We start from the raw sequence: 25,819 nt of genomic DNA on the forward strand, positions 1-25,819 counted from the left end.
GTTGATGGCTTAATGATAAAATATGAAGCGACAATTTATGTCGTTATACTATTTCTTCTAAATATACACGCTCAATTTCAAACTGTTGAGATAAGCTTTCTAGCTGGCGTTGGATTGAACGAATATCACGTTGAACGCCAATATCAGCAAGTTTTTGTAAGATTTCTTCTGCGGTAATAAAACGAGTTTTTGGAATAAAGCGTAAAATTTCAAGTTGAATTTGAAGTGCGGTTAAGTTTGAGGGCATTTTTATCTCCCAAATTTGAAAAAAATCATTATAAAAAATGCTGGAAAATTCCAGCATTATACTTTTTAAATCCGTCTGACTTGCCAGAAGGCTTTCGACCAATAAGGGTTATTCATTGAAGAATAGACAACGCCCCCTCTGGTGGAAGCATGAAGGAATTTGTCTTCTTTTACATAAATTCCTACATGATAACCATTAGGGCCTCGGCCAGTTTTAAAGAAAATTAAATCCCCCGTTTGAATATCTTCTTTGCGGACATGTTTACCATAATTGGCTTGTTCAGTTGTACTTCTTGGCAAACGAAGATTAAAACGATCGAAGAAAGTTTTCTGCACAAAACCAGAACAATCTACCCCACGACGTGAAACACCACCGAGTACATAAGGCGTTCCTGCCCATTCATGTTGTTGTTCGCTCAACATGGCTATAGCCATAATCGGATCGCCGATTTGACCTTTATAGTTCATCGCATAATCATCATTTTGAAAACTAGAACAAGCGAATAAAAACAACGAGGCAGTAGCGATTAAAAATGATTTATATACTTTCATACCTTTTCATATGAAAAGTGCGGTAGAAATTCACCGCACTTTTTGTTGCTTACTATTTAGTTTTTTCTACACGAGCACGTAACTTTTGCCCTGGTTTAAATGTCACCACTCGGCGAGCAGAAACTGGCACAACATCACCTGTTTTTGGGTTACGCCCTGGGCGCGATGACTTATCACGTAGTTCAAAATTACCAAATCCTGATAATTTCACATCATGACCAGATTCTAGCGATGAACGAATCTCTTCTAAAAAGTTCTCCACCACATTTTTCGTATCGTGTTTAGATAACTGATATTTATCACTTAAATATTCAATAATATCAATTTTGGTTATCGTAGCCATATTAATCCCTTAATTCAGCATTAAAGCGTTGTTTTACCTCCGCTAATACTGCTGAAATCACTGCATTAATTTCTTCATCTCCAAGTGTTTTTTCATTATCTTGGGCAGTCAAGCTAATCGCTAAACTTTTATAGCCTTCAGCGACGCCCACACCTTGATATACATCGAACAAGTTCACTTGCACCAATTTTTCGCCGCCTGCTTGTTTACAGGCTACGATTAATTCCCCTGCTGGTACGTTATCTGCTACGACTAAAGCTAAATCACGACAGTTTGCTGGGAATTTAGAAATTTCTTTTGCTTGGACCACATTACGTGCCGCAATTGCATTCCAAAGAATTTCAAATACAAAAGTTTTGCCATTTAAACCAAGTTTTTGGCTAATAGATGGATGAATTGCACCAATAAAACCAATTTCTTGACCATCTAATTCAATAGCAGCAGATTGTCCAGGGTGTAATGCATCAAATTGTTTTGCAACAAAACGAACTCTATTACCCCCTTCAGTTAAAGAAAGTACTGATTCTAAATCGCCTTTAAGATCAAAGAAATCAACAGACTCTGCTTTACCTGCCCAATGTTCAGATTTTGCCGTTCCAGTAATCACCGCACTTAAAACAAATTCTTGACGCACGCCAAATTCAGCATTGGCATCTGGCACAAAACGCAATCCAGTTTCAAATAAACGAACTCGAGATTGTTGGCGATTTTGGTTATAAAGCACTGCACCTAATAAACCACTCATTAAAGACACGCGCATTGCGGACATTTCCACAGAAATAGGATTTGGCAATACAAGTGCTTCTTGATGTGGATGTAATAAACTTTGAATTTTTGGATCCACAAAGCTATAAGTAATGGCTTCTTGATAATCTGCATCCACAAGTGCGGTCTTAATTCGAGCTAAATCTAAATCAGATTCTTTGTGCTCACGCATGCGGAGATGCGCTAATGGCGCATTATTTGGAATGCTGTTATAACCATAAATACGCGCCACTTCCTCAATTAAATCTTCTTCAATTTCAATATCAAAACGCCAGCTTGCAGAAGTTACCGTCCAAATATCATTTGCATAAGTAACATCGAAACCAAGACGATGGAAAATTTCGGTTACGCTTTCTGTTTCAATATGATGACCTAAAAGTGCATCTAATTTACTACGGCGGAGTTGAACTGTATTAACTTTAGGAAGATGAACTTCACTGCTTGCTTCACAAACCTCACCCGCTTCACCACCACAGATTTCAAGTAATAATGCGGTTGCTCGTTCCATAGCTTTACGCGCTAATTCAAAATCCACACCACGCTCAAAACGGTGTGATGCATCAGTATGTAAACCATATTGTCTTGCACGGCCTGCAATCGCTAATGGAGCGAAAAATGCGGATTCTAAAATTACATCTTTCGTTTCACTATTTACGCCACTAGCTGCACCACCAAAGATCCCTGCCATTGCTAAAGGCCCATTTTGGTCGGCAATTAATAAAGTATTTGATTGAAGTTTTGCTGTTGAACCATCTAATAATACTAATTCTTCACCTTCTTTTGCTAAACGAACTTGAACGGGTTGTGCAACTTTAGCCGCATCAAACGCGTGCATTGGCTGACCAAGTTCAAGCAAAATGTAGTTAGTAATATCAACAATAGGATCAATAGAACGAATGCCACAACGACGCAATTTTTCTTGCATCCACATTGGCGATTCAGCCTTCACATTAACGTTTTTCACCACACGTAATAAATAACGTGGGCACGCTTCTGGTGCTTGTAAATCAATTTGAACTTTATCAGAAATTGTTGCTGGCACCGCTTCAAAGTGCGGTTGATTTACCGGCTGTTTATTTACCACGCCAATTTCACGCGCAATACCCGCAATGCTCAAACAATCCGCACGGTTTGGCGTTAAGCTAATTTCGATGGCATTATCATTTAAACCTAAATATTCACGTAAATCAGTACCGATTGGTGCATCAAGTGACAATTCAATAATACCATCCGCTTCAACATCAATACCTAATTCAGAAAATGAACAAAGCATCCCTTCTGATAGTTGACCACGTAATTTCGTTTTCTTAATTTTAAAATCGCCAGGTAATACCGCACCTTCTGTTGCGCAAGCGACTTTTAAGCCTTGACGACAATTTGGTGCGCCACACACGATATCCAATAAACGATCACCACCTACGTTCACTTTAGTTACACGTAATTTATCCGCATCTGGATGTTGTGCACATTCCACCACTTCACCAACAACGACACCATTAAATTTACCCGCAACGGCTTCTACACCATCCACTTCTAAGCCAAGCATGGTAATTTGCTCGCATAATTGCTCGGTTGAAACGGATGGATTCACCCATTCTCTTACCCACTGTTCACTAAATTTCATTTGTTGTTATCCTTTTAATTCAAATCCGAGAAATTACTTAAATTGTTTTAAAAAACGTAAGTCGTTTTCAAAGAACGAACGTAAATCTGTTACGTTATAACGTAACATTGTTAAACGCTCAACGCCCATTCCCACGGCAAAACCAGAATATTCATTCGGATCAATACCCACATTGCGCAACACATTCGGGTGCACCATACCGCAGCCCAACACTTCTAACCATTTACCATTTTTACCCATCACATCCACTTCGGCTGAAGGCTCGGTGAATGGGAAATAAGATGGACGGAAACGCACTTGTAAATCTTCTTCAAAGAAAGCGCGTAAGAAATCGTGCAATAAACCTTTCAATTCTGTGAAATTTGCTTTTTTATCCACATAAAGCAGTTCAATTTGGTGGAACATTGGCGTATGCGTTTGATCGTAGTCATTACGATACACACGTCCCGGAGCCATAATGCGAATTGGTGGCTGCATTTTTTCCATAGTACGAATTTGCACACCAGACGTTTGAGTGCGAAGTAATAATTCTGGATTAAACCAGAAAGTATCGTGATCGGCACGTGCTGGGTGATGTTTAGGAATATTTAAAGCATCAAAGTTGTAATAATCACTTTCAATTTCAGGGCCATTTTCAACTGAAAAGCCAAGTTCTGAGAAAAATTTTGTTACACGATTAATCGTCATGGTAACTGGGTGCAAGCCACCTGTTTCAACTTTGCGACCTGGTAAACTGACATCTACACGTTCTTTTTCTAATTTTTCGTTAAGTTCAGCCTGTTCCCACTCCGCTTTTTTTGCATTTAAAAATTCTAACGCAGCTTGTTTTGCTTCGTTAATTTTTGCGCCCATAGCCGGACGTTCTTCTGCTGACACATTACGCAATTCTTGCATTAATTGAGTAAAATGCCCTTTCTTACCAAAATATTCGACTCGGATTTCATCCAAAGCCGTTAAACTTTTATCCTGAATGGATTCAATCGCTAATTTCGCTTTCTCAACAAGCTCGTTCAGATGTTGCATAGTTTCCCCTGCTTCTCTTTTCTCTATAAAATAAAAAACCAAGTAATGATAATACCAAGTACTTAAAAAGTAAAAGAATAATACGAAAAATCATTGGTTTATAAAAAATAAAAATGGAATAACGTTATCGCTATTCCATTTTTTCTAGTTACCAACAGAATCGTTCATTCACAAAATTTTCTGACCGCTCTTTTTGCCATTTTTCTTTATTTTGGGGATTGGCAAAAAAGCGGGCTTGTTCCTGTAAACGTTGCATTAATTTTTCTTCTGCTTCTTTTAACGCTTTTTGACGATCTGCAAATTTTGCGGGTAATGCTGGTAAGAAAATGACTTCATAAGGATGCGCAATTGTCCATTTCACCGCATTTTCGGCAGCACGACTTTGTTTATCAAAATTGCAAAACGCATAAGCATTAACAAACTGCCCTACAACATGGCTGAACCCTGTATTATCCTGCACCGTTTGTTTTGGTAATTTCAACACATAAAGTGCAGTAATCAAACGATTTTGTCCACGATAAAACCAAGTAACAGCTTCATCTCTTAAGTCAAAATCGTAAGCCCGAGCGGCTAAGGTAAACATTGTCATTGGTGAAATACGAGCCGGATTTTCTTCAACAAATTTTACCGCACTTTTATAACCTTTTAGCGTATTTTCACGTAGCATAGGATCAATGGCTTTATGCACAAATACATTTTCTGCTTTTCCATTTTCCGCAGAATAATAAGGTTTGATATAAACATCCACCGTCTTCACTGGTTCTTTGCTAATAGAACTACAAGCAGTAATAAAAAGTGCAGTTATAAAACACAGTATTTTTAACATATGGATTTTCCTTATATAATGCTCAGCAAATTTCAGTATATTGCTCTTATGAAAATTCATCTAATCTACAGTCAAACCACATTAGAATTCAATAATGAAACAAGTTTACTTGATCATCTCGAGAAAAATAATATTCACCATGAATATCAATGCCGCAGTGGCTATTGTGGTTCTTGTCGTGTGAAGATCAAAAAAGGCAAGGTGTCCTATAAAGATACGCCCCTTGCCTTTATTCAACCTGATGAAATTTTATTATGCTGCTGTCACGTAGAAAGTGACATTGAAATTGATTTATAAATTATTTAAATCTAATACATCGGTCATATCAAATAAGCCATTCGCCTTATTTTCTAACCATTTACCAGCACGCACTGCGCCATTAGCGAAAGTCATTCGGCTTGATGCTTTATGAGAAATTTCTACACGTTCGCCAATATCTGCAAACCAAACCGTATGTTCTCCTACTACATCCGAAGCACGAATAGTAGAAAAACCAATTTCATCGCGTTTACGTTCGCCTGTGATTCCTTCACGACAAAATACGCCGTGCGTTTTTAAATCGCGACCTAAGGTTTTTGCGATATGTTCCCCCATAGAAAGTGCGGTGCCAGATGGCGCATCGACTTTATGACGGTGATGTGCTTCGATCACTTCAATGTCGCAATAATCCCCCATCACTTTTGCCGCTTTTTCTAAAAGCTTGAAGACTAAATTCACGCCAACACTGAAATTTGATGCAAACACAATAGCAATTTGATCTGAAGCAGCCTTAATTACAGCTTTACCTTCATCATCAAAACCAGTTGTACCGATCACCATTTTTTTATTATTCGCTACGCAAAATGCAATATGTTCAAGGGTACCTTCTGGTCGAGTAAAATCGATTAATAAATCAAATTTATCTTTTTGGCTTTCAAGATCGTCTGAAACTATTACACCAAGTTGGCCTATTCCCGCCAATTCTCCCGCATCTGCCCCTACTAAAGATGATCCTTTGCGTTCAAAAGCCGCACCTAGTTCTACTCCTTCCGCAGAATGAACCGCTTGAATTAATTGACGCCCCATTCTTCCGCCAGCACCAGCGATTGCAATTTTTAATGTCATGTTACTTCCTTTTTTATTAATGAATTATTTCGTTGATGCCGCTATAAACAAGCACACAACCAAAAAATAAAAATACAATGCCTGCCATATTATCAATATAGCGGCTGTATTGACTGTATAAACGCTTGGCAATATTACGTGAAAAAATCAATGAAATCACATAAAAATAACAAAATGTTTCTACCACAATCACTATAAAAGCCAAGATAATTTGCCACATTTCAGTGATATTTACCAAGACAAGCGACATCACGCTACTAAAATACACCACGACTTTTGCATTGGATAAATTCACTAAAAGCCCTTTCACAATTTCTTTTTTGATTGTGGTTTGCTGATTAAATTCAGTATCAGAGTGCGGTTCAAATTGAGCGTGTTTTTTGCTGCGGGCCATTAAAAAACCGATATATGCTAGGTAACTACCGCCTAGCAACATAATAACGCCATGTAATGCAGGAATAGTAACGAATAACACCGCCAATCCCAACATAGAAAGCATTCCCCAAAAAGCGATGCCAAGCGTTATGCCTAAAATGCCACAAACTGTATTACGACGAGAGTTACTTGCCGCCATCCGACTTACATAGAAGAAATCAGGCCCTGGCGTCATTAATCCAAATAAATGTACAATGATTAAATTTAGCATCACAACGTCCAATACTGAATAGCAAATACGACAATCACTGCATAAATTGCTGCTAAAACATCATCGACCATAATGCCAAAACCACTTTCGAGTTTTTCGTCAAAATAACGAATTGGGAACGGTTTTAAAATATCAAAAAAGCGGAATAACGCAAAAGCAGCCACAATCCATTGCCAAGATAATGACGGTATCGCCGCTAATACAATAAATACGCCGACAAATTCATCCCAGACGATAGAACCATGATCGTGCACGCCCATATCTGCAGTAGTTTTTTGGCAAAGGTAGCAACCGAGTAGAAAACAAAGTGCGGTGAAAATTAAAAAGGTTTTTACTCCTAATAAGGAAAGTAAAATCACGCCTAAAATTGTTCCAGCCAAGCTACCCCAAGTACCGGGAGCAGGATGAATTAAGCCCGAGCCAAAACCAACGGCAAGCAAATGGATAGGATTTAAAAGAGAGATTTTTTTAAGAGGATTATTTTCTGTCATTTTGATTCCTTAAAATGATCGAAACCGCTTGAAAAAGTTATATTCACAGGTTTTCCATCCCGTAAAAAACGGGGAGAAAAGTCGCCGCACTTTTCAGTGATTTTACCAAGGCAAGTACAAGGTACGTTCAGTTTTTTCAAGCGTAATTCTAATTCATCTTTAGATTCGGGCGGTATGGTAAAACAAAGTTCATAATCTTCTCCACCACTTAAGGCAAATTGTTCCGCTTGAGTGTGATCATATTTATTTAAAATCGATGATGAAAGAGGTAAATCTGTAAGTTCAACTTCAGCACTACATTGACTTCGCTCAAGAATATGCCCTAAATCAGAGATTACCCCATCGGAAAGATCAATGGCAGCATGAGCAATATCAATTAACGCCCGCCCAAGTTCAATTCTAGGTGTGGGTCTAAAATGTCGTTGTTGCAAAAAAACATCATCAGAATCAAGCGCACTTTTGCCCGATAAAATTTGTGTTAAACCCGCCGCACTATCGCCTAAAGTACCTGAAACATAAATTAAATCGCCGATTTGTGCTTTATGCCGACAAATTCCTTTGTATTTTTCGACAAAGCCTTGTGCCGTAATCGTAATAGACAAATTACCTTTTGTGGTATCGCCACCAATTAATGTGACGTTGTATTTTTTTAACGTGTGCAATAAACTTTGGCTAAATGTTGAAATCCAATTTTCGTCTACATTTGGCAAAGTTAATGCCAGAGAAACCCATTTTGGCTGTGCCCCCATTGCAGCAAGATCACTTAAATTTGTTGCAACCGCCTTATAAGCTAAATCTTCAGGTGAAATAGTTGGTAAAAAATGGGTATTTTCCACCATTGTATCGGTCGTAATAGCAAGCTGATAATTCTCTGGCACGGAAACCAGCGCACAATCGTCGCCAATAGATAATTGAACGGAATCATCAACTAATATTTGTTGCTGAAAATATCGTTTAATTAAATCAAATTCACCCATTGCCATTTTCACCTATCTTATAAAAGAAAAGGCACGCGTTAAAAACGCGCGCCATTTTCAGTTTAAAAGGGTTATTTACGCCCTAATGCTGGTGCGATTTTATCGAGTACGCCATTGATATATTTATGGCTTTCGTCTGCACCGAATACTTTTGCTACTTCAATCGCTTCATTGATAACCACTTTATATGGCACATCTAACTCGAAGCGCAATTCATAAACGGCCAAACGCAAAATTGCAGTTTCAATAGGATCAAGCTCATCAAAAGCGCGGTCAATATAAGGCGAAATTGAAAAATCAACGGTTTCAATATTTTCTACTGTTTGACGAAATAATTTACGGAAGTAAGGTTTATCTACCCCATCCATATCTTGATCTAACACAAAGGCTAATTCAACTTGTTCTGCAGTATTGCCAGATACCGCCCAAGAATACAAGGCTTGAACGGTACATTCACGCGCACGACGACGAGCAGAAGGCTTTTTAACTTGTTTTTGTTCTGTCATGATTTATGCCGCATCAATTTGTTGAATAAGATTAACCATTTCAAGTGCGGTTAAGGCTGCTTCTGCACCTTTATTTCCTGCTTTAGTACCAGCACGTTCAATCGCCTGTTCAATATTTTCTGTGGTTAATACACCAAAAGCGACTGGGATTTCAGCATCCATTGCAACCTTTCCTAAACCGCTGCTTGCTTCCCCTGCTACATATTCAAAGTGCGCAGTACCACCACGGATAACTGTACCTAATGCCACAATCGCATCAAATTTTTTACTTTCAGCTAAACGACGAGCAACTAATGGCAACTCATACGCACCCGGAGCACGCACGATAGTGATATTTTCATCTTTCACTTGGCCGATACGTTTTAATGCATCAATTGCACCTTCTAATAAACTTTCATTAATAAAACTGTTAAAACGAGCAATTGCTACTGCAACTTTTGCATTAGGTGCTGCGACTGAGCCTTCTAAAACTTTCATATTTTTTCCTATTATTAGCCATAATGATTTTGACCCGAGATTTTAGCATAAAATCGCGTATATTCAATATTAATAAGGCTTTACCCTATTTTATTTAGGGCTCATTTTTAAGGCTATTTTATTGTTCATAGCCCGCACCAACACTATATTTTTATGGAAAATTTCCTTCATTAAGGTAAACTATCAGCAATTTTATGTGAATTACATTCAGTTACAGAGGTTTAATATGTCTAAAGTGGCATCAATTGTTGATGTATTACAAGGGAAAGTGGCGATTGGTGAAACCGTCACTGTGCGTGGTTGGGTGCGTACCCGTCGCGATTCTAAAGCAGGCTTATCTTTTTTAGCGGTTTATGACGGTTCTTGCTTTGATCCAATTCAAGCAATTATTAATAACGATATTAAAAATTACGAAAGCGAAATTTTACGTTTAACAACAGGCTGTTCTGTGATTGTAACTGGTAAAGTCGTTGAATCACCTTCTGAAGGACAAGCCGTTGAATTACAAGCAGAAAAAGTGGAAGTGACAGGGTTTGTTGAAGATCCAGATACTTACCCAATGGCAGCAAAACGCCACTCTATCGAATATTTACGCGAAGTAGCTCACTTACGCCCTCGTACCAATATTATTGGTGCGGTCGCACGTGTTCGCCATTGTTTATCTCAAGCAATTCACCGTTTCTTCCATGAGCAAGGCTTCTACTGGGTGGCAACCCCATTAATTACTGCATCAGACACTGAAGGTGCAGGTGAAATGTTCCGTGTTTCTACACTTGATTTAGAAAATCTTCCACGTGGTGAAAATGGAAAAGTGGATTTCAGCCAAGATTTCTTCGGTAAAGAATCATTTTTAACGGTTTCAGGCCAGTTAAACGGCGAAACCTATGCTTGTGCATTAAGCAAAATTTATACTTTCGGCCCAACATTCCGTGCAGAAAACTCAAATACTACCCGTCACTTAGCTGAATTCTGGATGGTTGAACCTGAAGTTGCATTTGCAACTTTAGCGGATAACGCAAAACTTGCAGAAGATATGTTGAAATACGTATTCCGAGCAGTATTGGCTGAGCGTAAAGACGACTTACAATTCTTTGAAAAACATGTAGATAAAGATGTTATTACGCGTCTAGAAAACTTTGTAAACTCGGATTTTGCGCAAATTGACTATACTGACGCCATTGATGTGTTATTAAAATCTGGTAAGAAATTTGAATTCCCTGTTTCTTGGGGTATCGATCTTTCTTCTGAACACGAACGTTTCTTAGCGGAAGAATATTTCAAATCACCAGTTGTTGTGAAAAACTATCCAAAAGACATTAAAGCATTCTATATGCGTTTAAATGATGATGGAAAAACTGTAGCAGCAATGGACGTGTTAGCACCAGGAATTGGTGAAATCATCGGTGGTTCACAACGTGAAGAACGTTTAGATGTGCTTGATAAACGTATGGAAGAAATGGGATTAAATCCAGATGATTATTGGTGGTATCGCGATCTTCGTAAATACGGAAGCGTTCCACATTCTGGTTTTGGTCTTGGTTTTGAACGCTTAATTGTCTATGTAACTGGCGTGCAAAATATTCGTGATGTAATTCCATTCCCACGTGCGCCAAGAAATGCGAATTTCTAATTCAATTTAACTTTAATATTGACCGCACTTACCTAAAAGTGCGGTTAATTTTTTAAAAATTTTAAGGAAAGTAAAATGGATAAAATTAAACAACTCTTTGCCAACAATTACAGTTGGGCGCAAAGAATGAAGGAAGAAAATTCTACTTACTTCAAAGAGCTTGCGGATCATCAAACGCCACATTATCTTTGGATTGGTTGCTCTGATAGCCGTGTGCCCGCTGAGAAATTAACGAATCTTGAACCAGGTGAATTATTTGTTCACCGTAATGTTGCTAACCAAGTAATTCACACAGATTTTAATTGCCTTTCTGTTGTGCAATATGCCGTCGATGTGCTTAAAATTGAACATATTATTATCTGTGGCCACACCAACTGCGGTGGTATTCATGCGGCGATGGCAGATAAAGATTTAGGGCTTATCAACAACTGGCTCCTTCATATTCGTGATATTTGGTTTAAACACGGTCATCTTCTCGGTAAACTTTCCCCAGAAAAACGTGCCGATATGCTAACTAAAATTAACGTAGCGGAACAGGTTTACAATCTAGGGCGCACATCAATTGTAAAAAGTGCTTGGGAACGCGGACAAAAACTCTCATTACACGGCTGGGTATATGATGTAAATGATGGATTTTTAGTGGATCAAGGCGTAATGGCAACCAGTAGAGAAACCCTTGAAATTTCTTATCGAAACGCTATCGCTCGTTTATCAATACTTGATGAAGAAAATATTTTGAAAAAAGATCATCTTGAAAATATCTAAAGAAAACGCCCTTTCGGGCGTTATTTTTTTAAGATTTACCGTCAGCCAAATTTTTCTTTTCTTCCAATTCTTCCCAGCGTAAAAATGTTGTTTCTAATTCGGCTTCAGTATCCGCCAATGCTTTTAATTTAGCGTCGGTAATATCATGAGCCTGTTGGAAAAATGCTGGATCGGCTATTTCAGTTTGAAGTACGGTAATTTTAGTTTCTAATTCTTCCAATAGTTGTGGAAGTTGTTCTAGCTCACGTTGTTCTTTATAAGAAAGTTTTACTGATTTCGGCTTAGAAGTGCGGTCATTTTTCACCGCACTTTCTTCTTTTTGCACTTCCGTTTTCTTCGCTTTAGCCTGTTCTTCTGTTACTTTGCTTGCCCAGAAATTGGCTTGTTGCTGTTTCGCATCAAAGAATCCTCCCACATACTTATTCAAACGTCCTTCGCCTTCAAATAAATAACATTCTGTGGCAGTATTATCAATAAATTGACGGTCGTGGCTCACAATTAACAATGTGCCTTGATAATCAGTCAAAATTTCTTCTAAAAGCTCCAATGTTTCTACATCAAGGTCATTGGTCGGTTCGTCAAGAATCAATAAATTATTTGGTTTGAGCAACAATTTTGCGAGTAATAAACGATTTCGTTCTCCTCCCGATAAGGCTTTAACTGGCGTCATTGCTCGTTTTGGTGGGAATAAGAAATCTTGCAAATACCCTAGCACATGGCGTTTTACACCATTGACTTCAATATCTTGTTTACCATCTGCCACATTATCCATTACAGTTTTTTCAGGATCTAAATCAGCACGGTATTGGTCAAAATAAGCAATCTCTAATTTGGTACCACAACGAATTTTGCCAGATGTAGGTTGAATTTCCCCCAGCAATAATTTAATGAACGTGGTTTTCCCACAACCATTTGCCCCAACAAGCGCAATTTTGTCGCCACGTAAAATCGTTGTTGAAAAATCTTTTAACAAGGTTTTTCCTGCGATTTCGTAACTCACATCTTCCATTTCAAAGACAATTTTGCCTGAACGACTTGAGGTATCTAACTGTAATTTGGCTGTTCCCATTACGTCATGGCGTTGGCGGCGTTCCTCACGCATCGCTTTTAATGCACGCACTCGCCCTTCATTTCTTGTACGGCGAGCCTTGATACCTTGGCGAATCCAGACTTCTTCCTGTGCAAGACGTTTATCAAATAATTCATTCTGCAAAGCTTCAACGCGTAGATTTTCTTCTTTCGTGGTTAAATATAAATCATAATTGCCTGGATAAGACCGCAATTGACCGCGATCCAAATCCACAATGCGTGTTGCCATTTTTCGAATAAAAGAACGGTCATGGGAAATAAATACAATACTACCTTGAAAATCCAATAAGAAATTTTCCAACCATTCAATAGCTTCCACATCCAAGTGGTTAGTTGGTTCATCAAGTAATAACACATCAGGATCGCATACCAATGCGCGTGCTAATGCTGCTTTACGTAACCAACCGCCCGAAAGTGCGGATAATTTTATGTTTGGATTCAAGCCTAGTTTTAACAATACTTCATTGATTTTATTTTCAAATCGCCAGCCATCGGCGTGTTCTAATTTGGCTTGAACCTGTTCTAATTGAGTTAAAATTTGATCACTGTAATTTTCTTCCAACTGAACAGAAATATGATGATATTCTTTCAATAAATCCGTTAAATGCCCCACACCTTCCGCAACATAATCAAAAATATTGCCTTGCGCATTACGCGGTGGGTCTTGTTCTAAACGAGAAACCACAAGATCTTTTTCGTATTGGGTTTTACCATCATCCATGAGCACATCGCCTGCGATGATTTTCAATAAAGTTGATTTACCTGCGCCGTTACGCCCAACTAAACAAACGCGTTCATTCGGTTCAATATGTAATTCTGCGTGATCTAACAAAGGTGCATCACTAAAGGAAAGGTATCCATTGGTTAAACTAATTAATGCCACAACTGCCCCATAAAAATTCAGTGAAAATTAACCGCGCTATTCTATACGGTTTGCATAAAAAATCCCATCAATTCGATGGGATTCTCTATTAAATCAAAGTTGTTGATATACCCGCAATGCGTGCGCATCCGACATGCCTGCAATATAATCGCAAATAATCCGTTTCTTCCCTTTTTCTGGTGCATTACGCCAACGATTTGCAGTATTTCGCGGTAATAAACGCTCCGGATCAGATTCAAAAATTTGGAACATTTCTGTCAACATTCTCTGCCCTTTATATTCGATTCGTTGAGTATCCACATTGCGAATAACATAATCCCAAACGAATTTTTTAAATACACCAAGTGCAGCAATCACTTCAGGTGGCAGCTCTGCGTTATAACGTAACAATGGTTCATCAAAATTTGCCGTTAATTTCCACCGCACATTGGTAATAAAAAAGTTAACCAATGCGCCAATAGCTTGTTTTCGCTCAAAATGTTTATCAGAGAAAAGTCGTTGGCTAATTGAATCAATGTTTTCATGCAACCAAGCTGATGGAATTTGTTTTAATGCGGAATGCGCCGCTTGCCATTGATGAGGATTGACAACGCCGGTCACAATGGCATCTTCTAAATCATGCACGCCATAGGCAATATCATCTGCCAATTCCATAATGCTGCAATCCAGAGATTTAAACCGAGTATGTAAAGATTCAGTTGGATTTTCCCGCACTTTTTTAAATTGACAGAATAAAGTGCAGTCATTTTCAGAAAGATTTTCCAGCAACCAATTAAACATTTTTAAATCATCGCGGAAAATGCCTTTTCCTGGAATCCAATCATGAATACGCACAAAACGCGGATCAATATTGCGAGAAAAATTAAGTTCTGCATATTGAGGCGAGGCTACATCTAACAACGCGGGATATTTCACTACACCCAATAGTGTTCTACGTGTTAGATTCATCCCTGCATTTTCAGTGTAAGGCTCAAGTTTCGTTAAAATTCTAAAGGTTTGTGCATTACCTTCAAAACCGCCCTGCTCTGCCATCATATAATTTAATGCCGTTTCGCCACCATGCCCAAAAGGTGGATGCCCAATATCATGCGCAAAACACAAACTTTCGATAAGATCGTTGCTCGGCAATAAAGGTTTCAACTGCTTTTGTAACTCATTTTTATCAATATTTAATGTTTGCGAAAGGCTTTCAAAGGTTTCTAAAAATTTAAGCTGTGCAACGAGACTACTACCAATCTGTGCGACTTCTAAAGAATGAGTTAAGCGAGTGCGATAAAAATCATTTTCGCCAATTGCGTGAATTTGGGTTTTTGCTTGCAAGCAACGAAAGGCGGCAGAATGTAAAATTCGCCCGCGATCACGACGAAATGGTGGACGATTATCTTTTTCGCGTGGAGGATCAGGAAGAAAACGTTCTGTCCAAGAAGAATCAATGATAAGTGGTTTCATATCGCTTTGTTTTATTTCGTTTTTCTGCATTATCTAATCATTTAGCGCAAAAAACAACCGCACTTTATCTAGAACAAACACAATCTAGAATAAATAAAGTGCGATTTAATTTTTATTGATATTTAAACAAAGAAATAAATGAGCTTAAATACAAATGGGGCGAGAATAGAACTAATAATCCCACAAAGCACGAGAGAAATAGAACTGTAACTGCCTGCGGTTGGGTTGGTTTCCATACAACTTACTGTACCAAGTGCGTGAGATACTGCCCCGACAGATAATCCAATCGCTTCTTGATGTTTAACGCGTAATTTTTTCAACACTAAATAACCAAATACAGAGCCTTGCAAGCCTGCAACAACAACCCCAACTGCAGTAACGGCAGGGATTCCCCCTAGATTATGTGAAACTTCCATCGCGATTGGTGTAGTGATTGATTTTGGTAATACCGTCGCCACCATTTCAGGCGATGCGCCAAGTATGAGCGCTAACACCGCCCCGCTTAACATCGAGAAAAAAGAGGCGATCACCACAATAGATAAAATAATTTTCCATTGTTTGGCGATTTGGCGAAGTTGTTCATAAAGAGGTAATGCAAGAGCAACGATACTCAAGCCTAGTAGATTATTAATAGGCGCATTTCCTGCCATATAATCATCATAAGGAATCTTGCCTATCACTAAAATCACAACCAAAATTAATACTGTTAAAATAAAAGTATTAAAAATCATTGATTTCCAACGTTTGCTAATTTGCAGTGCAAGCCAAAATCCGAAAATTGTCAAAAATGTATAAAGATAAATAATGTACTGCTGCATATAAAACTTTCCCACTATAATTAAGCTGATTCATTCATTTGTTTGGCTTGATTCTCACGGCGCTTAACCACTTTTTTACGCTTGTGTGTAAAAGATTGTAAATGGAATAAATGATTCCCTAACAAGCCCATGATGACCAAAGTTACGCAAGTGCTGACAACATTAGGAATCAATAAAATATTCACTTGTTCTATTAATAAATCTGAATATTTAATGATTCCAACACTTACCGGCACAAAAAGCACCGCCATAAAACGAATCAATAAGCTCGCGCCTAAATAAATCCAATCTAAATGAATTAATCGTGTCGTTAAACCTAAAAAGAGCAATAATAATCCCCAAATACTTCCAGGTACACCGGCAGGCACATAATGAGCGATAAGATTTCCGAGATATAACATAATGTACAAAATGACCAACGAACGGGCCAATAAAAATGATTTTTGAATCATATACAACCTTTTTTCAACTATTTTCATAATGTTTCAAAATTATTTTACGCTTTTTTTTTCTGAATTGACCAGTTTTTTTCGGTAAAATAACCAGACTTAGATCAAGAACCTTGCAAAATGATAAATCGAAAATCGCTATTGGCTATTTTATTACTAATTTTTACCGCACTTTCTGCGTGCTCTAGTGAAGAAAATACTTGTCGTGTCGTTGGCATTAGTGACGGCGATACGCTTACCTGCCTTGCTAAAAATAATCGACAAATCAAAGTGCGACTAGCTGAAATTGATGCGCCAGAGAAAAAACAAGCTTTTGGACAAAAATCTAAAAAAGCATTGTCTGATATGGTTTATCTCCGTGATGTACGTCTTTCTTTAAAAGGTCAAGATCGCTATCAACGCACATTGGCGATTGTTTATTATCAAGATAAAAATATTAATTTAGAAATGGTTAAACGAGGTATGGCATGGGCTTATAAGCAATATTCCCATGATCCGATTTATCTTCAAGCGCAAGAAAATGCACAAGCCAAACGAATTGGTCTTTGGGTGGACAATAATCCGATTGAACCAAGTCAATGGCGCAGACAAGAGAAAAATCAATATGGCTTTTGATTATCAAACGTTCCGTCAAGAATTTCCCTATTTCCAACGTGAAGATTCTGTTGTTTATTTAGATAACGCCGCTACCGCGTTGAAACCTCAAGTGTTAATTGATCGCACCGCCGAATTTTATGCTTCTGCCGGTTCAGTACATCGTAGCCAATATGATGCGACCCAAACAGCACAATATGAACAGGCTCGCACACAGGTTAAAGAATGGGTTAATGCAGAAGATAAACGTGCTGTTATTTGGACGTCGGGCACAACTCACGCGATTAACTTAGTGGCAAATGGATTACTACCACAATTAAACGCAGAAGATGAAATTCTGGTTAGCCAAGCAGATCATCATGCTAATTTTGTCACTTGGCACGAAACGGCGAAAAAGTGCGGTACAAAAATTCGAGTTTTACCGATTTTAGATAATTGGCTAATTGATGAAAATACGCTTATTTCCGCCCTTTCTGAAAAAACTAAACTCGTTGCACTGAATTTTGTTTCAAATGTCACGGGCACAGAACAGCCGATTAAACGCCTGATTCACCTTATCAAAAAACATAGTAATGCCTTGGTTTTAGTGGATGCAGCACAAGCGATTAGTCATATTAAAATCGATTTACAAGATTTAGATTCGGATTTCCTCGCATTTTCTGCCCATAAAATTTATGGCCCAAATGGGCTTGGCGTTTTAACAGGAAAATTGACCGCACTTTCTCAACTTCAACCGCTCTTTTTCGGTGGAAAAATGGTTGATCGTGTATCAAATGATCGTATTACTTTTGCCGAATTGCCTTATCGTTTAGAAGCAGGCACACCCAATATTGCTGGGGTTATTGTCTTTAATGCTGTGCTGGATTGGCTACAAAAATGGGATTTTACGGCAGCAGAACAGCACGCCATATCCTTGGCTGAATTTGTCAAAGTGCGGTTAAAATCTTACGAGAATTGCCGATTATTCAATTCCCCTCAACCAAGCACTGTCGTTTGCTTTATATTTGACGGCATTGACTGTTCCGATCTTTCTACACTTTTGAGCGAACAAAATATTGCACTTCGTGTGGGCGAACATTGCGCCCAACCTTATTTAGCACGCTTAGGCGAACGCACCACATTACGCCTATCTTTTGCCCCTTATAATACACAGGAAGATGTAGAGGAATTTTTTACCGCCTTAGACAAAGCACTGGATTTATTACAATGATAGAACAATTAAAACAAGCTAAAAATTGGGAAGATCGCTATCGCCTGATTATTCAAGCTGGCAAAAATTTACCTCGACCAAACGATGATAAACTCGCTCAAATGCAACCCATTACTGGCTGCGAAGCACAAATGTGGTTTCAAATTATTCCTAAAAATGACCGCACTTTTCAATTCAACGGATTTAGCGAAGCCAGAATTATGAATGGCTTGCTTTGGATTTTACTCAATCAAATCAATGGCAAAACAGCGGATGAATTGAATAAATTTGATATTACTGCCTTTTTTAGCGAGCTCGGCATTTCACAACGTTTAAGCGAAACACGTTTAAACGGCTTAAACCAAATCGGACAGCAATTAAAAAATTTATGTATTTAATCGAGACCTATTTTCGCCTGATTGCCCTTGAAAATAACATTGAATCGCAAAGCCGTTTACTTAATGCGGTGATCGATCAATGGCGGTATAACGGGCAAATTATCGGACGTGAAATTCCTTTATATTTAGCGGAAGAAGATGGCGCACAAGGCTTTGCTATGCGTGTCATTTGCCCTGAGCAAGATAGTCTTTTCCCGCAAAATAATAACGCAGAAGTGAATCTAGCATTACAAGAAGCTGAAAAGTGCGGTGTAATTTTTTATGGTTTTCAACTTGTGGGTGATGATTTCAATTCAGATCAAACGGCAGAAAATGCATCACCAGCTTGGCAAGTGCTTTACACAACCCATTTACAAAGTTGCTCACCGATTCATAGCGGAGAAAATTTCGCACCAATCCCTTTATATAAACAGTTGAAAAATCAACCGCACTTAAGCCAAGATCTGATTAAATGGCAAGAGAATTGGCAAGCCTGCGATCAACTACAAATGAATGGTGCGGTATTAGAACAACAATCTTTAGTAGAAATTTCTGAGCTTCAAAGCACGCTTTCAAAACATGGGCGTTATTTAGCACAAGAAATAGAAAAAGAAACAGGCATACCGACTTACTATTATTTATATCGTGTAGGTGGGCAATCTTTAGAATCTGAAAAGTCCCGTTGCTGCCCTTCTTGTGGTGCAAACTGGGCATTAAAAGACGCGATTTTTGATACCTTTCATTTTAAATGCGATACCTGTCGATTAGTTTCGAATCTATCGTGGAATTTTTTGTAAGTAATTTATAAAGTGTCGAAATTTGTAAAACTCGAATACTTAATCGGAGAAAAGATGAATTATCAAGACAACAGCTTAAAATCCTTAAAACTCGGTCAAAAAACAGAATATGCCTCTCAATATGACCGCAATTTACTACAGCCTGTGCCACGTGCGTTAAATCGTGATGGATTGGGCATTACTCAAAACCAACCATTTACTATCGGCGCCGATATTTGGACGGCTTATGAAATCTCTTGGCTCAACGAAAAAGGCTTGCCACAAGTGGCTATCGCAGACATTTATCTGGATTATCAAAGCCAAAATTTGATTGAATCAAAAAGTTTTAAACTTTATTTAAATAGCTTCAATCAAAGCAAATTTGCCGACTTCAATACCGTTCAACAAACTATGCAACGCGATTTAAGCGAATGTTCGCAAGGCGATGTAAAAGTGCGGTTAAATCCAGTGGCAGTTTACGATTCTCAAAAAATTGATCACTTACAAGGTGATTGCATTGATGAACAAGATATTGAAATTACCAGCTACGAATTTAACGCTGATTGGCTGAAAGATTGCGTATCTGATGAAATTGTCGAAGAAAAATTAGTCAGCCATTTATTGAAATCTAACTGCCTCATTACTAATCAGCCAGACTGGGGAACGTTACATATTCACTATATTGGTAAAAAAATCGATCACGAAAAATTATTGCGTTACGTTGTATCGTTCCGTCAACACAATGAATTCCACGAACAATGTGTCGAACGTATTTTTTGCGATTTAATGCACTACGCAAAACCAGAAAAACTCACTGTTTACGCGCGCTATACTCGTCGTGGCGGATTAGACATTAATCCATTCCGCTCTAATTTTGAGAATTTACCTGAAAATTTAAGATTAGCGAGACAATAAAAAAATGCGGTGAGATTTCACCGCATTTTTCCCTACCCTTGTTTCAAATCATTTGCCTGCTGCAATAGCTGACGGCTTTCTTTTAAGAATTGTTCAGAATAATCGCCAAACCAGTCATGCACCTTGTGGAAAGCATCAATAAAACCTTGACGATCATTATTTTCAAAGAAAGTTAAGGCTTCTTCGTAAGTTTGTTTTAGCGTTTCAATTACCGCTAAATTTTCTGGTTTATCCATAATAATATCTGCATAAAGCTCTGCATCTTGCGCAAATAAACGACCGATCATTGCAAGTTCTAGGCGATAAATAGGGGAAGAAAGCGCCAATAAATTAGTAAGATTAACGGGCTGTTTGGAAAGGTGTAAACCATTCGCAAAAGTTGAAAAATGGCGCAAGGCTTGTATATAAGTCATATTGTGATCGTGTTCTGTGGCATCGATTTGATAAATTTTTGCGCCCCAAATTTGAATTTGCTCAAGTAACCATTCGTAACGTTCGGGGAAACGGCCATCACAACGTACAACCACTTGTTTCGCCATACTTGCAATATCTGGCCCAAACATCGGATGTAAACCTAAAACAGCACCAGAATGGATTTCAAGCATTTTGGCTAGCGGTTCACGCTTAACAGAGGTTAAATCTGCAAGTAGCATATTTTCTGTTAAATAAGGTTTTAAGCGTTCAATTGTTTCTAAGGTGAGATTAATAGGGACGGAAACGATCACGACATCAGCATTCACTAAAATACTTTCAGCTACCGCCCAATCTTCACGATCTAAAATAGAAATTGGATAGCCAGATGCACGTAAATAACGGGCAAATAAGCCACCCAATTTACCATAACCGCCCACGATAACAATTTTGTGAATATCAGGATTGATAGTTTTAAAACCAAATTGGTTTTCATTGGCATAGGATTCGCGCATAAAACGGCGTAGAACATCTTCAATCAGATCTGCTGAAATGCCTGCTTTTTCAGCTTCTAAACGACGCGCTTGGAGCATTGCTATTTCACGCTCTGGCGCATAAATAGGTAATCCATGTTGATGTTTAACTTTACCGACTTGAGAAACCAACTCAAGACGTTTAGCAAAAAGTTGGATAAGTTCGCGATCAAGCGAATCAATTTCAGAACGTAAATCTTTAAGGGCTTCCATAAAACTCACCTGCAAAATTTAGTTTACATATTTTGTAAAAAATTAATTACAGATGAGATTACTAAAATTTTATAGGAAAGGCAATTAAGTTATGCGGATTGCGTGATTAAGCGTTGTGGGCGAATAATATTTCCATCGATTAATGCCACACCTAAGAATAAATTCTCTGCTGAAAATAACCGCACTTGACCGCTTAATTGCTGGTCGTTAGCAAATTTCACTCGCTGACCAAAGCCAATGGCTTTACTCTGATCTGCATCTAAATGCAAAGCTGGCAATTTACTTACAGCAGTATCGGTTGGCAATAATAAACGATCCAATTCACTTAATGGAAAACTTTCAGCGAGCAGTTGTAACTCATCAATTGGCATCATTTCTGCTACGGGGTAATCCGCTACGGCTGTACGGCGTAACATTGTCACATGCGCGCCACAACCTAGCACTTCACCTAAATCATCTACTAAGGTGCGAATATAAGTGCCTTTTGAACAATGCACTTCTAAGGTTAAATAAGGAGCGTTATATTCAATAAAATTGAGTTCAAAAATCGTAATTGGGCGCGCCTCACGCTCAACCGTAATACCTTGGCGCGCATATTCATAAAGCGGTTTACCGTTATGTTTTAGTGCAGAAAACATGGTTGGCACTTGTAAAATATCTCCACGAAATTGTCCAAGTGCGGTCAAAATTTGCTGAGTTTCAACATGAACTTCACGCGTTTCCACGACTTGCCCTTCCGCATCGGAAGTATCAGTACGTTCGCCTAATTTTGCCGTAACAAGATAACGCTTATCGGCATCAAGCAAAAATTGTGAAAACTTAGTTGCTTCACCCAAGCAAATCGGCAACATCCCCGTTGCCAACGGATCGAGCGCGCCAGTATGCCCTGCTTTGTTCGCTTGAAATAAACGCTTCACCTTTTGCATGATGTCATTTGATGACATGCCTTGTGGTTTATCCAACAAAAACACACCATCAACATCACGCCAGCGTTTACGAGGTCTAGACATTAGTTGCTTTCCTCAACGTGTTTTTTCTCGTCTTCACGCACAACATTTGTTACAAGATTTGACATACGCATCCCTTCTACTAAGGATTGATCGTAAATAAAGCGAATCTCTGGCACGATACGTAAACGCATCGCTTTGCCTAGTAATGAACGAATATAAGGCGATGCTTTTTCTAGGCCTTTCATGCCTTGCTCAATTGCCGTTTTATCGTGATCGAATAAAAAAGTCACGAAGATTTTTGCGTAAGATAAATCACTCGACACTTCCACATCAGAAACCGTCACTATCCCAATACGGGGATCTTTCACTTCGCGTTGTAAGATTACCGCTATTTCTTTTTGTATTTCTTGAGCGACGCGATCGCTACGTTTAAATTCTCTTGCCATAGTTATTCCTTATTTATAAAAGCGCCTCATTCTACTGGAAATCATTGTATTTAGCACGCAAAAATCCCTTTCAGCATGATGCTGTTTGTAAAGAAATTGAATATAACCATAAGAAATACTTTTATCTAAAATAAGATTATTTCATAAGGCTGATATAAAAAGGGCGATTAAAAACACTATGATTTTTAACCGCCCTTTATTTTGTCAAAGGTTAGATTGAACGTTTAACTTCAACCACTTCAAACACCTCGATTTGGTCACCGACTTTTACATCGTTGTAGTTTTTCACGCCGATACCACATTCCATACCGTTGCGAACTTCAGATACATCATCTTTGAAACGACGAAGAGATTCTAATTCCCCTTCAAAGATAACGACGTTGTCACGTAATACACGGATTGGATTGTTACGTTTCACTACACCTTCGGTCACCATACAACCTGCGATTGCACCAAATTTCGGATGACGGAATACATCACGAACTTCAGCTAAGCCAATAATTTCTTGTTTAAATTCAGGCTCTAACATACCGCTCATTGCTGCTTTAATTTCATTCAACAATTCATAAATGATTGAGTAATAACGTAAATCAATGTTTTCCGCTTCAATGACACGACGCGCAGATGCATCAGCACGAACGTTAAAACCAACAATGATGGCATTAGATGCTGCAGCTAAAGTTGCATCAGTTTCAGTAATACCACCTACACCAGAACCAACCACTTTAACTTTTACTTCATTGGTAGAAAGTTCATTTAGTGCTTGAACAATCGCTTCCACAGAGCCTTGTACGTCCGCTTTCACAATAACGTTCAATTCAGCCACATCTCCTTCAGACATATTGCTAAACATATTTTCAAGTTTCGCTTTTTGCTGACGAGCTAATTTCACTTCACGGAATTTACCTTGACGATATAACGCAACTTCACGTGCTTTTTTCTCATCACGTACAACGGTTGCTTCATCACCCGCTGCAGGCACGCCTGAAAGACCTAATAATTCAACTGGAATTGAAGGACCTGCTTCATCCACTTCTTTCCCGTTTTCATCACGCATTGCGCGCACACGACCATATTCAAAACCACAAAGTACGATGTCACCTTTACGTAGTGTACCTGATTGAACCAAGATAGTTGCCACAGGGCCACGACCTTTGTCCAAGTAAGATTCAATGACTACACCACTTGCCATGCCGTCTTTTACAGCAGTCAATTCAAGTACTTCAGATTGAAGCAAAATAGCATCTAATAAATCATCAACACCTGTACCTTTCTTCGCAGATACTGGAACGAATTGAACATCACCACCGAATTTTTCAGAAATGACATCATGTTGTAATAATTCTTGCTCAACACGGTCTGGATTGGCTTCTGGTTTATCGATTTTATTTACTGCAACCACTAAAGGTGCACCCGCTGCTTTTGCGTGTTGAATTGCTTCGATAGTTTGAGGCATCACACCATCATCGGCTGCAACAACAAGAACAACAATATCTGTTGCTTTTGCACCACGTGCACGCATAGAAGTAAACGCAGCGTGTCCCGGAGTATCCAAGAAGGTGATCATTTTGCCATCATCCATTTCTACATGATACGCACCGATATGTTGGGTAATACCACCCGCTTCACCTGCTGCAACTTTCGCTTTACGAATATAGTCAAGTAAAGAGGTTTTACCATGGTCAACGTGTCCCATGATGGTTACAACTGGCGCACGCGTTACTTTTTCTGCGTTTACATCGCGATCGCCTAATACTGCTTCTTCAAGCTCATTTTCATTGCGAAGAATTACTTTATGACCAAGTTCTTCTGCTACTAATTGAGCGGTTTCTTGGTCGATAACTTGGTTGATAGTAACCATTTCGCCCATCTTCATCATCGTTTTGATGATTTCAGTCGCTTTTACAGCCATCTTATTCGCTAATTCAGCAACGGTGATGGTTTCACCGATTACAACATCCGCTTTTACAGCTTGAACTGGTTTAGTAAAAGCTTGTTGAAGTGCGGCACCTTTTTTGCCGTTTTTACCTTTACCAAACTTAGCGTCTTTTTGATTTTTACGATTAGATTCGCGCTCGTTTTTCGAGTTTTTGCTATTTTCATCGTCACGACCGCCTTTTTTCGCTTTCGCTACTTTATTTTTCCCACGGCCACGATTTTCGTTACGACGATCTTCTTCATCTTCTGCTTCAAGTGCATATCTTGAACTTAAGTTGTAATCAGAATAGTCTTCAGAAGAAGATTCATTGTCTGAATCATCTGCTTCAGCATAACGTTTCGCTTCTTCTGCTGCACGGCGAGCTTGTTCTTCTGCTTTTTGACGAGCTAATTCTTCAGCTTTACGACGAAGTTCTGCTTCTTCTGCTTTACGTTTCTCTTTTTCAGGATCAACAGATTTAGCTTTAGAATCTACCGCACTTTTTGCTTGCTTAGCTGTTTCTGCTTTCGCTTTTTCAGCTTTTGCTTTTTCATCAGCTTCTTTCTTAGCTGCTGCTTTTTCAGCTTCTAAACGAGCTTTTTCTTCTGCCGCTTTTTGTTCAGCAATTTTTTTAGCTTCCGCTTCTTGCTGTGCTTTTAATTTTGCTTCTTCTTGTTGAGCAATATCAGTTTTTACTGTGCGTTTTTTACGTACTTCTACTTGTACTTCTTTGCTTTTACCGCCAGTTATGGTGCTGCTTACTGTTGTTTTTGTTCTGCGTTGAATGCTTAATTTTTTTGGCGCATCAGCCTTAACATCTTCAGTCATTACTAC

The 25,819-nt window shown here is 38.6% G+C and carries 27 protein-coding genes and 1 pseudogene; 8 read left to right on the plus strand and 20 right to left on the minus strand.

The features are described from left to right. Positions 1-67 precede the first annotated feature (67 nt). From DV424_RS00450 to DV424_RS00475, 6 genes and pseudogenes are all read right to left on the minus strand, one after another. Positions 68-247, minus strand: a pseudogene (locus DV424_RS00450) (WYL domain-containing protein); the annotation flags it as partial. A gap of 65 nt (positions 248-312) precedes the next feature. Next, positions 313-798: an NlpC/P60 family protein gene (locus DV424_RS00455; protein ID WP_046950270.1), complete on the minus strand. Its 486-nt coding sequence runs from the start codon at positions 796-798 to the stop codon at positions 313-315. Positions 799-850: 52 nt separating this feature from the next. Next, entirely contained in the window at positions 851-1,141 is a 291-nt protein-coding gene (locus DV424_RS00460) for an integration host factor subunit alpha (protein ID WP_005628676.1), read from the minus strand. A gap of 1 nt (position 1,142) precedes the next feature. Next, positions 1,143-3,530 (minus strand): phenylalanine--tRNA ligase subunit beta, encoded by a 2,388-nt coding sequence (pheT, locus tag DV424_RS00465; RefSeq protein WP_118858693.1) that lies wholly within the window; start codon positions 3,528-3,530, stop codon positions 1,143-1,145. 33 nt (positions 3,531-3,563) lie between these two features. After that, a complete protein-coding gene (pheS, locus tag DV424_RS00470; RefSeq protein ID WP_005637841.1) occupies positions 3,564-4,553 on the minus strand; it encodes a phenylalanine--tRNA ligase subunit alpha in 990 nt (329 codons plus the stop codon). 148 nt (positions 4,554-4,701) lie between these two features. Then, entirely contained in the window at positions 4,702-5,379 is a 678-nt protein-coding gene (locus DV424_RS00475) for a hypothetical protein (protein ID WP_239993558.1), read from the minus strand. A 48-nt stretch (positions 5,380-5,427) separates the two neighbouring features. On the opposite strand from DV424_RS00475, the gene yfaE reads away from it, so the two are divergent. After that, a complete protein-coding gene (gene yfaE, locus DV424_RS00480; protein WP_118858695.1) occupies positions 5,428-5,676 on the plus strand; it encodes a class I ribonucleotide reductase maintenance protein YfaE in 249 nt (82 codons plus the stop codon). Here yfaE and dapB read toward each other — a convergent pair. The 6 genes from dapB to ribH form a co-directional block, all read right to left on the minus strand. Further along, the gene (gene dapB, locus DV424_RS00485; protein ID WP_118858696.1) at positions 5,671-6,483 is read right to left on the minus strand and encodes a 4-hydroxy-tetrahydrodipicolinate reductase; all 813 of its coding nucleotides are present in this window, start codon (positions 6,481-6,483) and stop codon (positions 5,671-5,673) included. The genes yfaE and dapB overlap by 6 nt on opposite strands. Before the next feature lie 16 nt (positions 6,484-6,499). Then, positions 6,500-7,129, minus strand: coding sequence for a LysE family transporter (locus DV424_RS00490; protein WP_192880611.1), 630 nt, complete (start codon positions 7,127-7,129; stop codon positions 6,500-6,502). Beyond that, positions 7,129-7,620: a phosphatidylglycerophosphatase A family protein gene (locus tag DV424_RS00495; protein WP_118858698.1), complete on the minus strand. Its 492-nt coding sequence runs from the start codon at positions 7,618-7,620 to the stop codon at positions 7,129-7,131. Before DV424_RS00495 ends, DV424_RS00490 begins: the two co-directional genes overlap by 1 nt. Next, positions 7,617-8,603: a thiamine-phosphate kinase gene (gene thiL / locus DV424_RS00500; protein WP_118858699.1), complete on the minus strand. Its 987-nt coding sequence runs from the start codon at positions 8,601-8,603 to the stop codon at positions 7,617-7,619. Before thiL ends, DV424_RS00495 begins: the two co-directional genes overlap by 4 nt. A gap of 65 nt (positions 8,604-8,668) precedes the next feature. Beyond that, positions 8,669-9,103: a transcription antitermination factor NusB gene (gene nusB, locus DV424_RS00505; protein WP_005628659.1), complete on the minus strand. Its 435-nt coding sequence runs from the start codon at positions 9,101-9,103 to the stop codon at positions 8,669-8,671. Positions 9,104-9,106: 3 nt separating this feature from the next. Then, the gene (ribH, locus tag DV424_RS00510; RefSeq protein WP_005628657.1) at positions 9,107-9,580 is read right to left on the minus strand and encodes a 6,7-dimethyl-8-ribityllumazine synthase; all 474 of its coding nucleotides are present in this window, start codon (positions 9,578-9,580) and stop codon (positions 9,107-9,109) included. Positions 9,581-9,806: 226 nt separating this feature from the next. Here ribH and asnS point away from each other — a divergent pair, with 226 nt between their 5' ends. After that, on the plus strand, positions 9,807-11,210 hold the full coding sequence (gene asnS, locus DV424_RS00515) for an asparagine--tRNA ligase (protein ID WP_005662510.1): 1,404 nt from the start codon (positions 9,807-9,809) through the stop codon (positions 11,208-11,210). Between the two features lie 75 nt (positions 11,211-11,285). Further along, entirely contained in the window at positions 11,286-11,975 is a 690-nt protein-coding gene (gene can / locus DV424_RS00520; protein ID WP_118858700.1) for a carbonate dehydratase, read from the plus strand. Between the two features lie 28 nt (positions 11,976-12,003). On the opposite strand, the gene DV424_RS00525 is transcribed toward can, so the two are convergent. The 4 genes from DV424_RS00525 to DV424_RS00540 all read right to left on the minus strand — a co-directional run bounded on the left by DV424_RS00525 (position 12,004) and on the right by DV424_RS00540 (position 16,666). Then, complete coding sequence (locus DV424_RS00525; protein ID WP_118858701.1) at positions 12,004-13,947, minus strand: ABC transporter ATP-binding protein; 1,944 nt, start codon at positions 13,945-13,947, stop codon at positions 12,004-12,006. Positions 13,948-14,040: 93 nt separating this feature from the next. Next, positions 14,041-15,426 carry an anti-phage deoxyguanosine triphosphatase gene (locus DV424_RS00530; RefSeq protein ID WP_118858702.1) on the minus strand — a complete coding sequence of 462 codons (1,386 nt, stop codon included), beginning with the start codon at positions 15,424-15,426 and terminating at the stop codon, positions 14,041-14,043. Between the two features lie 92 nt (positions 15,427-15,518). Beyond that, positions 15,519-16,214: a CidB/LrgB family autolysis modulator gene (locus DV424_RS00535; RefSeq protein ID WP_005631777.1), complete on the minus strand. Its 696-nt coding sequence runs from the start codon at positions 16,212-16,214 to the stop codon at positions 15,519-15,521. 20 nt (positions 16,215-16,234) lie between these two features. After that, positions 16,235-16,666, minus strand: coding sequence for a CidA/LrgA family protein (locus tag DV424_RS00540; protein ID WP_065246224.1), 432 nt, complete (start codon positions 16,664-16,666; stop codon positions 16,235-16,237). 117 nt (positions 16,667-16,783) lie between these two features. Between DV424_RS00540 and DV424_RS00545 the strand changes: the two genes are divergently transcribed. The 5 genes from DV424_RS00545 to queF are packed head-to-tail and all read left to right on the plus strand — an operon-like array spanning position 16,784 to position 20,514. Further along, positions 16,784-17,278: a thermonuclease family protein gene (locus DV424_RS00545; RefSeq protein WP_192880612.1), complete on the plus strand. Its 495-nt coding sequence runs from the start codon at positions 16,784-16,786 to the stop codon at positions 17,276-17,278. Further along, on the plus strand, positions 17,268-18,467 hold the full coding sequence (locus DV424_RS00550; protein ID WP_118858703.1) for a cysteine desulfurase: 1,200 nt from the start codon (positions 17,268-17,270) through the stop codon (positions 18,465-18,467). Before DV424_RS00545 ends, DV424_RS00550 begins: the two co-directional genes overlap by 11 nt. Continuing rightward, complete coding sequence (locus DV424_RS00555; protein ID WP_118858704.1) at positions 18,464-18,844, plus strand: SufE family protein; 381 nt, start codon at positions 18,464-18,466, stop codon at positions 18,842-18,844. Before DV424_RS00550 ends, DV424_RS00555 begins: the two co-directional genes overlap by 4 nt. After that, positions 18,835-19,620, plus strand: a complete 786-nt coding sequence (locus tag DV424_RS00560; RefSeq protein WP_118858705.1) for a Zn-ribbon-containing protein — start codon at positions 18,835-18,837, stop codon at positions 19,618-19,620. Before DV424_RS00555 ends, DV424_RS00560 begins: the two co-directional genes overlap by 10 nt. A gap of 54 nt (positions 19,621-19,674) precedes the next feature. Continuing rightward, complete coding sequence (gene queF, locus DV424_RS00565; protein ID WP_118858706.1) at positions 19,675-20,514, plus strand: NADPH-dependent 7-cyano-7-deazaguanine reductase QueF; 840 nt, start codon at positions 19,675-19,677, stop codon at positions 20,512-20,514. Positions 20,515-20,546: 32 nt separating this feature from the next. On the opposite strand, the gene tyrA is transcribed toward queF, so the two are convergent. From tyrA to infB, 4 genes are all read right to left on the minus strand, one after another. Continuing rightward, complete coding sequence (tyrA, locus tag DV424_RS00570; RefSeq protein ID WP_192880613.1) at positions 20,547-21,671, minus strand: bifunctional chorismate mutase/prephenate dehydrogenase; 1,125 nt, start codon at positions 21,669-21,671, stop codon at positions 20,547-20,549. Positions 21,672-21,760: 89 nt separating this feature from the next. Continuing rightward, positions 21,761-22,681, minus strand: coding sequence for a tRNA pseudouridine(55) synthase TruB (gene truB, locus DV424_RS00575; protein ID WP_118858708.1), 921 nt, complete (start codon positions 22,679-22,681; stop codon positions 21,761-21,763). Next, complete coding sequence (gene rbfA, locus DV424_RS00580; protein WP_118858709.1) at positions 22,681-23,067, minus strand: 30S ribosome-binding factor RbfA; 387 nt, start codon at positions 23,065-23,067, stop codon at positions 22,681-22,683. The genes truB and rbfA overlap by 1 nt, the downstream gene beginning before the upstream one ends. A 211-nt stretch (positions 23,068-23,278) precedes the next feature. Further along, positions 23,279-25,813, minus strand: a complete 2,535-nt coding sequence (infB, locus tag DV424_RS00585; RefSeq protein ID WP_118858710.1) for a translation initiation factor IF-2 — start codon at positions 25,811-25,813, stop codon at positions 23,279-23,281. Positions 25,814-25,819 lie beyond the last annotated feature (6 nt).

Source organism: Haemophilus haemolyticus, assembly GCF_003493605.1.
GTDB classification, from domain to species: Bacteria; Pseudomonadota; Gammaproteobacteria; order Enterobacterales; family Pasteurellaceae; genus Haemophilus; species Haemophilus haemolyticus_J.

Excerpts from the sequence above, each read along its gene's own strand:
- tyrA (WP_192880613.1), bottom strand. The coding sequence starts at position 21,671 with ATGGAAGCCCTTAAAGATTTACGTTCTGAAATTGATTCGCTTGATCGC.
- can (WP_118858700.1), top strand. The coding sequence starts at position 11,286 with ATGGATAAAATTAAACAACTCTTTGCCAACAATTACAGTTGGGCGCAA.
- DV424_RS00545 (WP_192880612.1), top strand. The coding sequence starts at position 16,784 with ATGATAAATCGAAAATCGCTATTGGCTATTTTATTACTAATTTTTACC.
- queF (WP_118858706.1), top strand. The coding sequence starts at position 19,675 with ATGAATTATCAAGACAACAGCTTAAAATCCTTAAAACTCGGTCAAAAA.
- DV424_RS00495 (WP_118858698.1), bottom strand. The coding sequence starts at position 7,620 with ATGACAGAAAATAATCCTCTTAAAAAAATCTCTCTTTTAAATCCTATC.
- DV424_RS00555 (WP_118858704.1), top strand. The coding sequence starts at position 18,464 with ATGATAGAACAATTAAAACAAGCTAAAAATTGGGAAGATCGCTATCGC.
- yfaE (WP_118858695.1), top strand. The coding sequence starts at position 5,428 with ATGAAAATTCATCTAATCTACAGTCAAACCACATTAGAATTCAATAAT.
- ribH (WP_005628657.1), bottom strand. The coding sequence starts at position 9,580 with ATGAAAGTTTTAGAAGGCTCAGTCGCAGCACCTAATGCAAAAGTTGCA.
- DV424_RS00460 (WP_005628676.1), bottom strand. The coding sequence starts at position 1,141 with ATGGCTACGATAACCAAAATTGATATTATTGAATATTTAAGTGATAAA.
- DV424_RS00535 (WP_005631777.1), bottom strand. The coding sequence starts at position 16,214 with ATGCAGCAGTACATTATTTATCTTTATACATTTTTGACAATTTTCGGA.
- DV424_RS00540 (WP_065246224.1), bottom strand. The coding sequence starts at position 16,666 with ATGATTCAAAAATCATTTTTATTGGCCCGTTCGTTGGTCATTTTGTAC.
- DV424_RS00490 (WP_192880611.1), bottom strand. The coding sequence starts at position 7,129 with ATGCTAAATTTAATCATTGTACATTTATTTGGATTAATGACGCCAGGG.
- dapB (WP_118858696.1), bottom strand. The coding sequence starts at position 6,483 with ATGACATTAAAAATTGCAATCGCTGGTGCTGGCGGAAGAATGGGGCGT.
- infB (WP_118858710.1), bottom strand. The coding sequence starts at position 25,813 with ATGACTGAAGATGTTAAGGCTGATGCGCCAAAAAAATTAAGCATTCAA.
- pheT (WP_118858693.1), bottom strand. The coding sequence starts at position 3,530 with ATGAAATTTAGTGAACAGTGGGTAAGAGAATGGGTGAATCCATCCGTT.
- nusB (WP_005628659.1), bottom strand. The coding sequence starts at position 9,103 with ATGACAGAACAAAAACAAGTTAAAAAGCCTTCTGCTCGTCGTCGTGCG.
- rbfA (WP_118858709.1), bottom strand. The coding sequence starts at position 23,067 with ATGGCAAGAGAATTTAAACGTAGCGATCGCGTCGCTCAAGAAATACAA.
- DV424_RS00455 (WP_046950270.1), bottom strand. The coding sequence starts at position 798 with ATGAAAGTATATAAATCATTTTTAATCGCTACTGCCTCGTTGTTTTTA.
- DV424_RS00550 (WP_118858703.1), top strand. The coding sequence starts at position 17,268 with ATGGCTTTTGATTATCAAACGTTCCGTCAAGAATTTCCCTATTTCCAA.
- thiL (WP_118858699.1), bottom strand. The coding sequence starts at position 8,603 with ATGGCAATGGGTGAATTTGATTTAATTAAACGATATTTTCAGCAACAA.
- DV424_RS00560 (WP_118858705.1), top strand. The coding sequence starts at position 18,835 with ATGTATTTAATCGAGACCTATTTTCGCCTGATTGCCCTTGAAAATAAC.
- pheS (WP_005637841.1), bottom strand. The coding sequence starts at position 4,553 with ATGCAACATCTGAACGAGCTTGTTGAGAAAGCGAAATTAGCGATTGAA.
- asnS (WP_005662510.1), top strand. The coding sequence starts at position 9,807 with ATGTCTAAAGTGGCATCAATTGTTGATGTATTACAAGGGAAAGTGGCG.
- DV424_RS00475 (WP_239993558.1), bottom strand. The coding sequence starts at position 5,379 with ATGTTAAAAATACTGTGTTTTATAACTGCACTTTTTATTACTGCTTGT.
- DV424_RS00530 (WP_118858702.1), bottom strand. The coding sequence starts at position 15,426 with ATGCAGAAAAACGAAATAAAACAAAGCGATATGAAACCACTTATCATT.
- truB (WP_118858708.1), bottom strand. The coding sequence starts at position 22,681 with ATGTCTAGACCTCGTAAACGCTGGCGTGATGTTGATGGTGTGTTTTTG.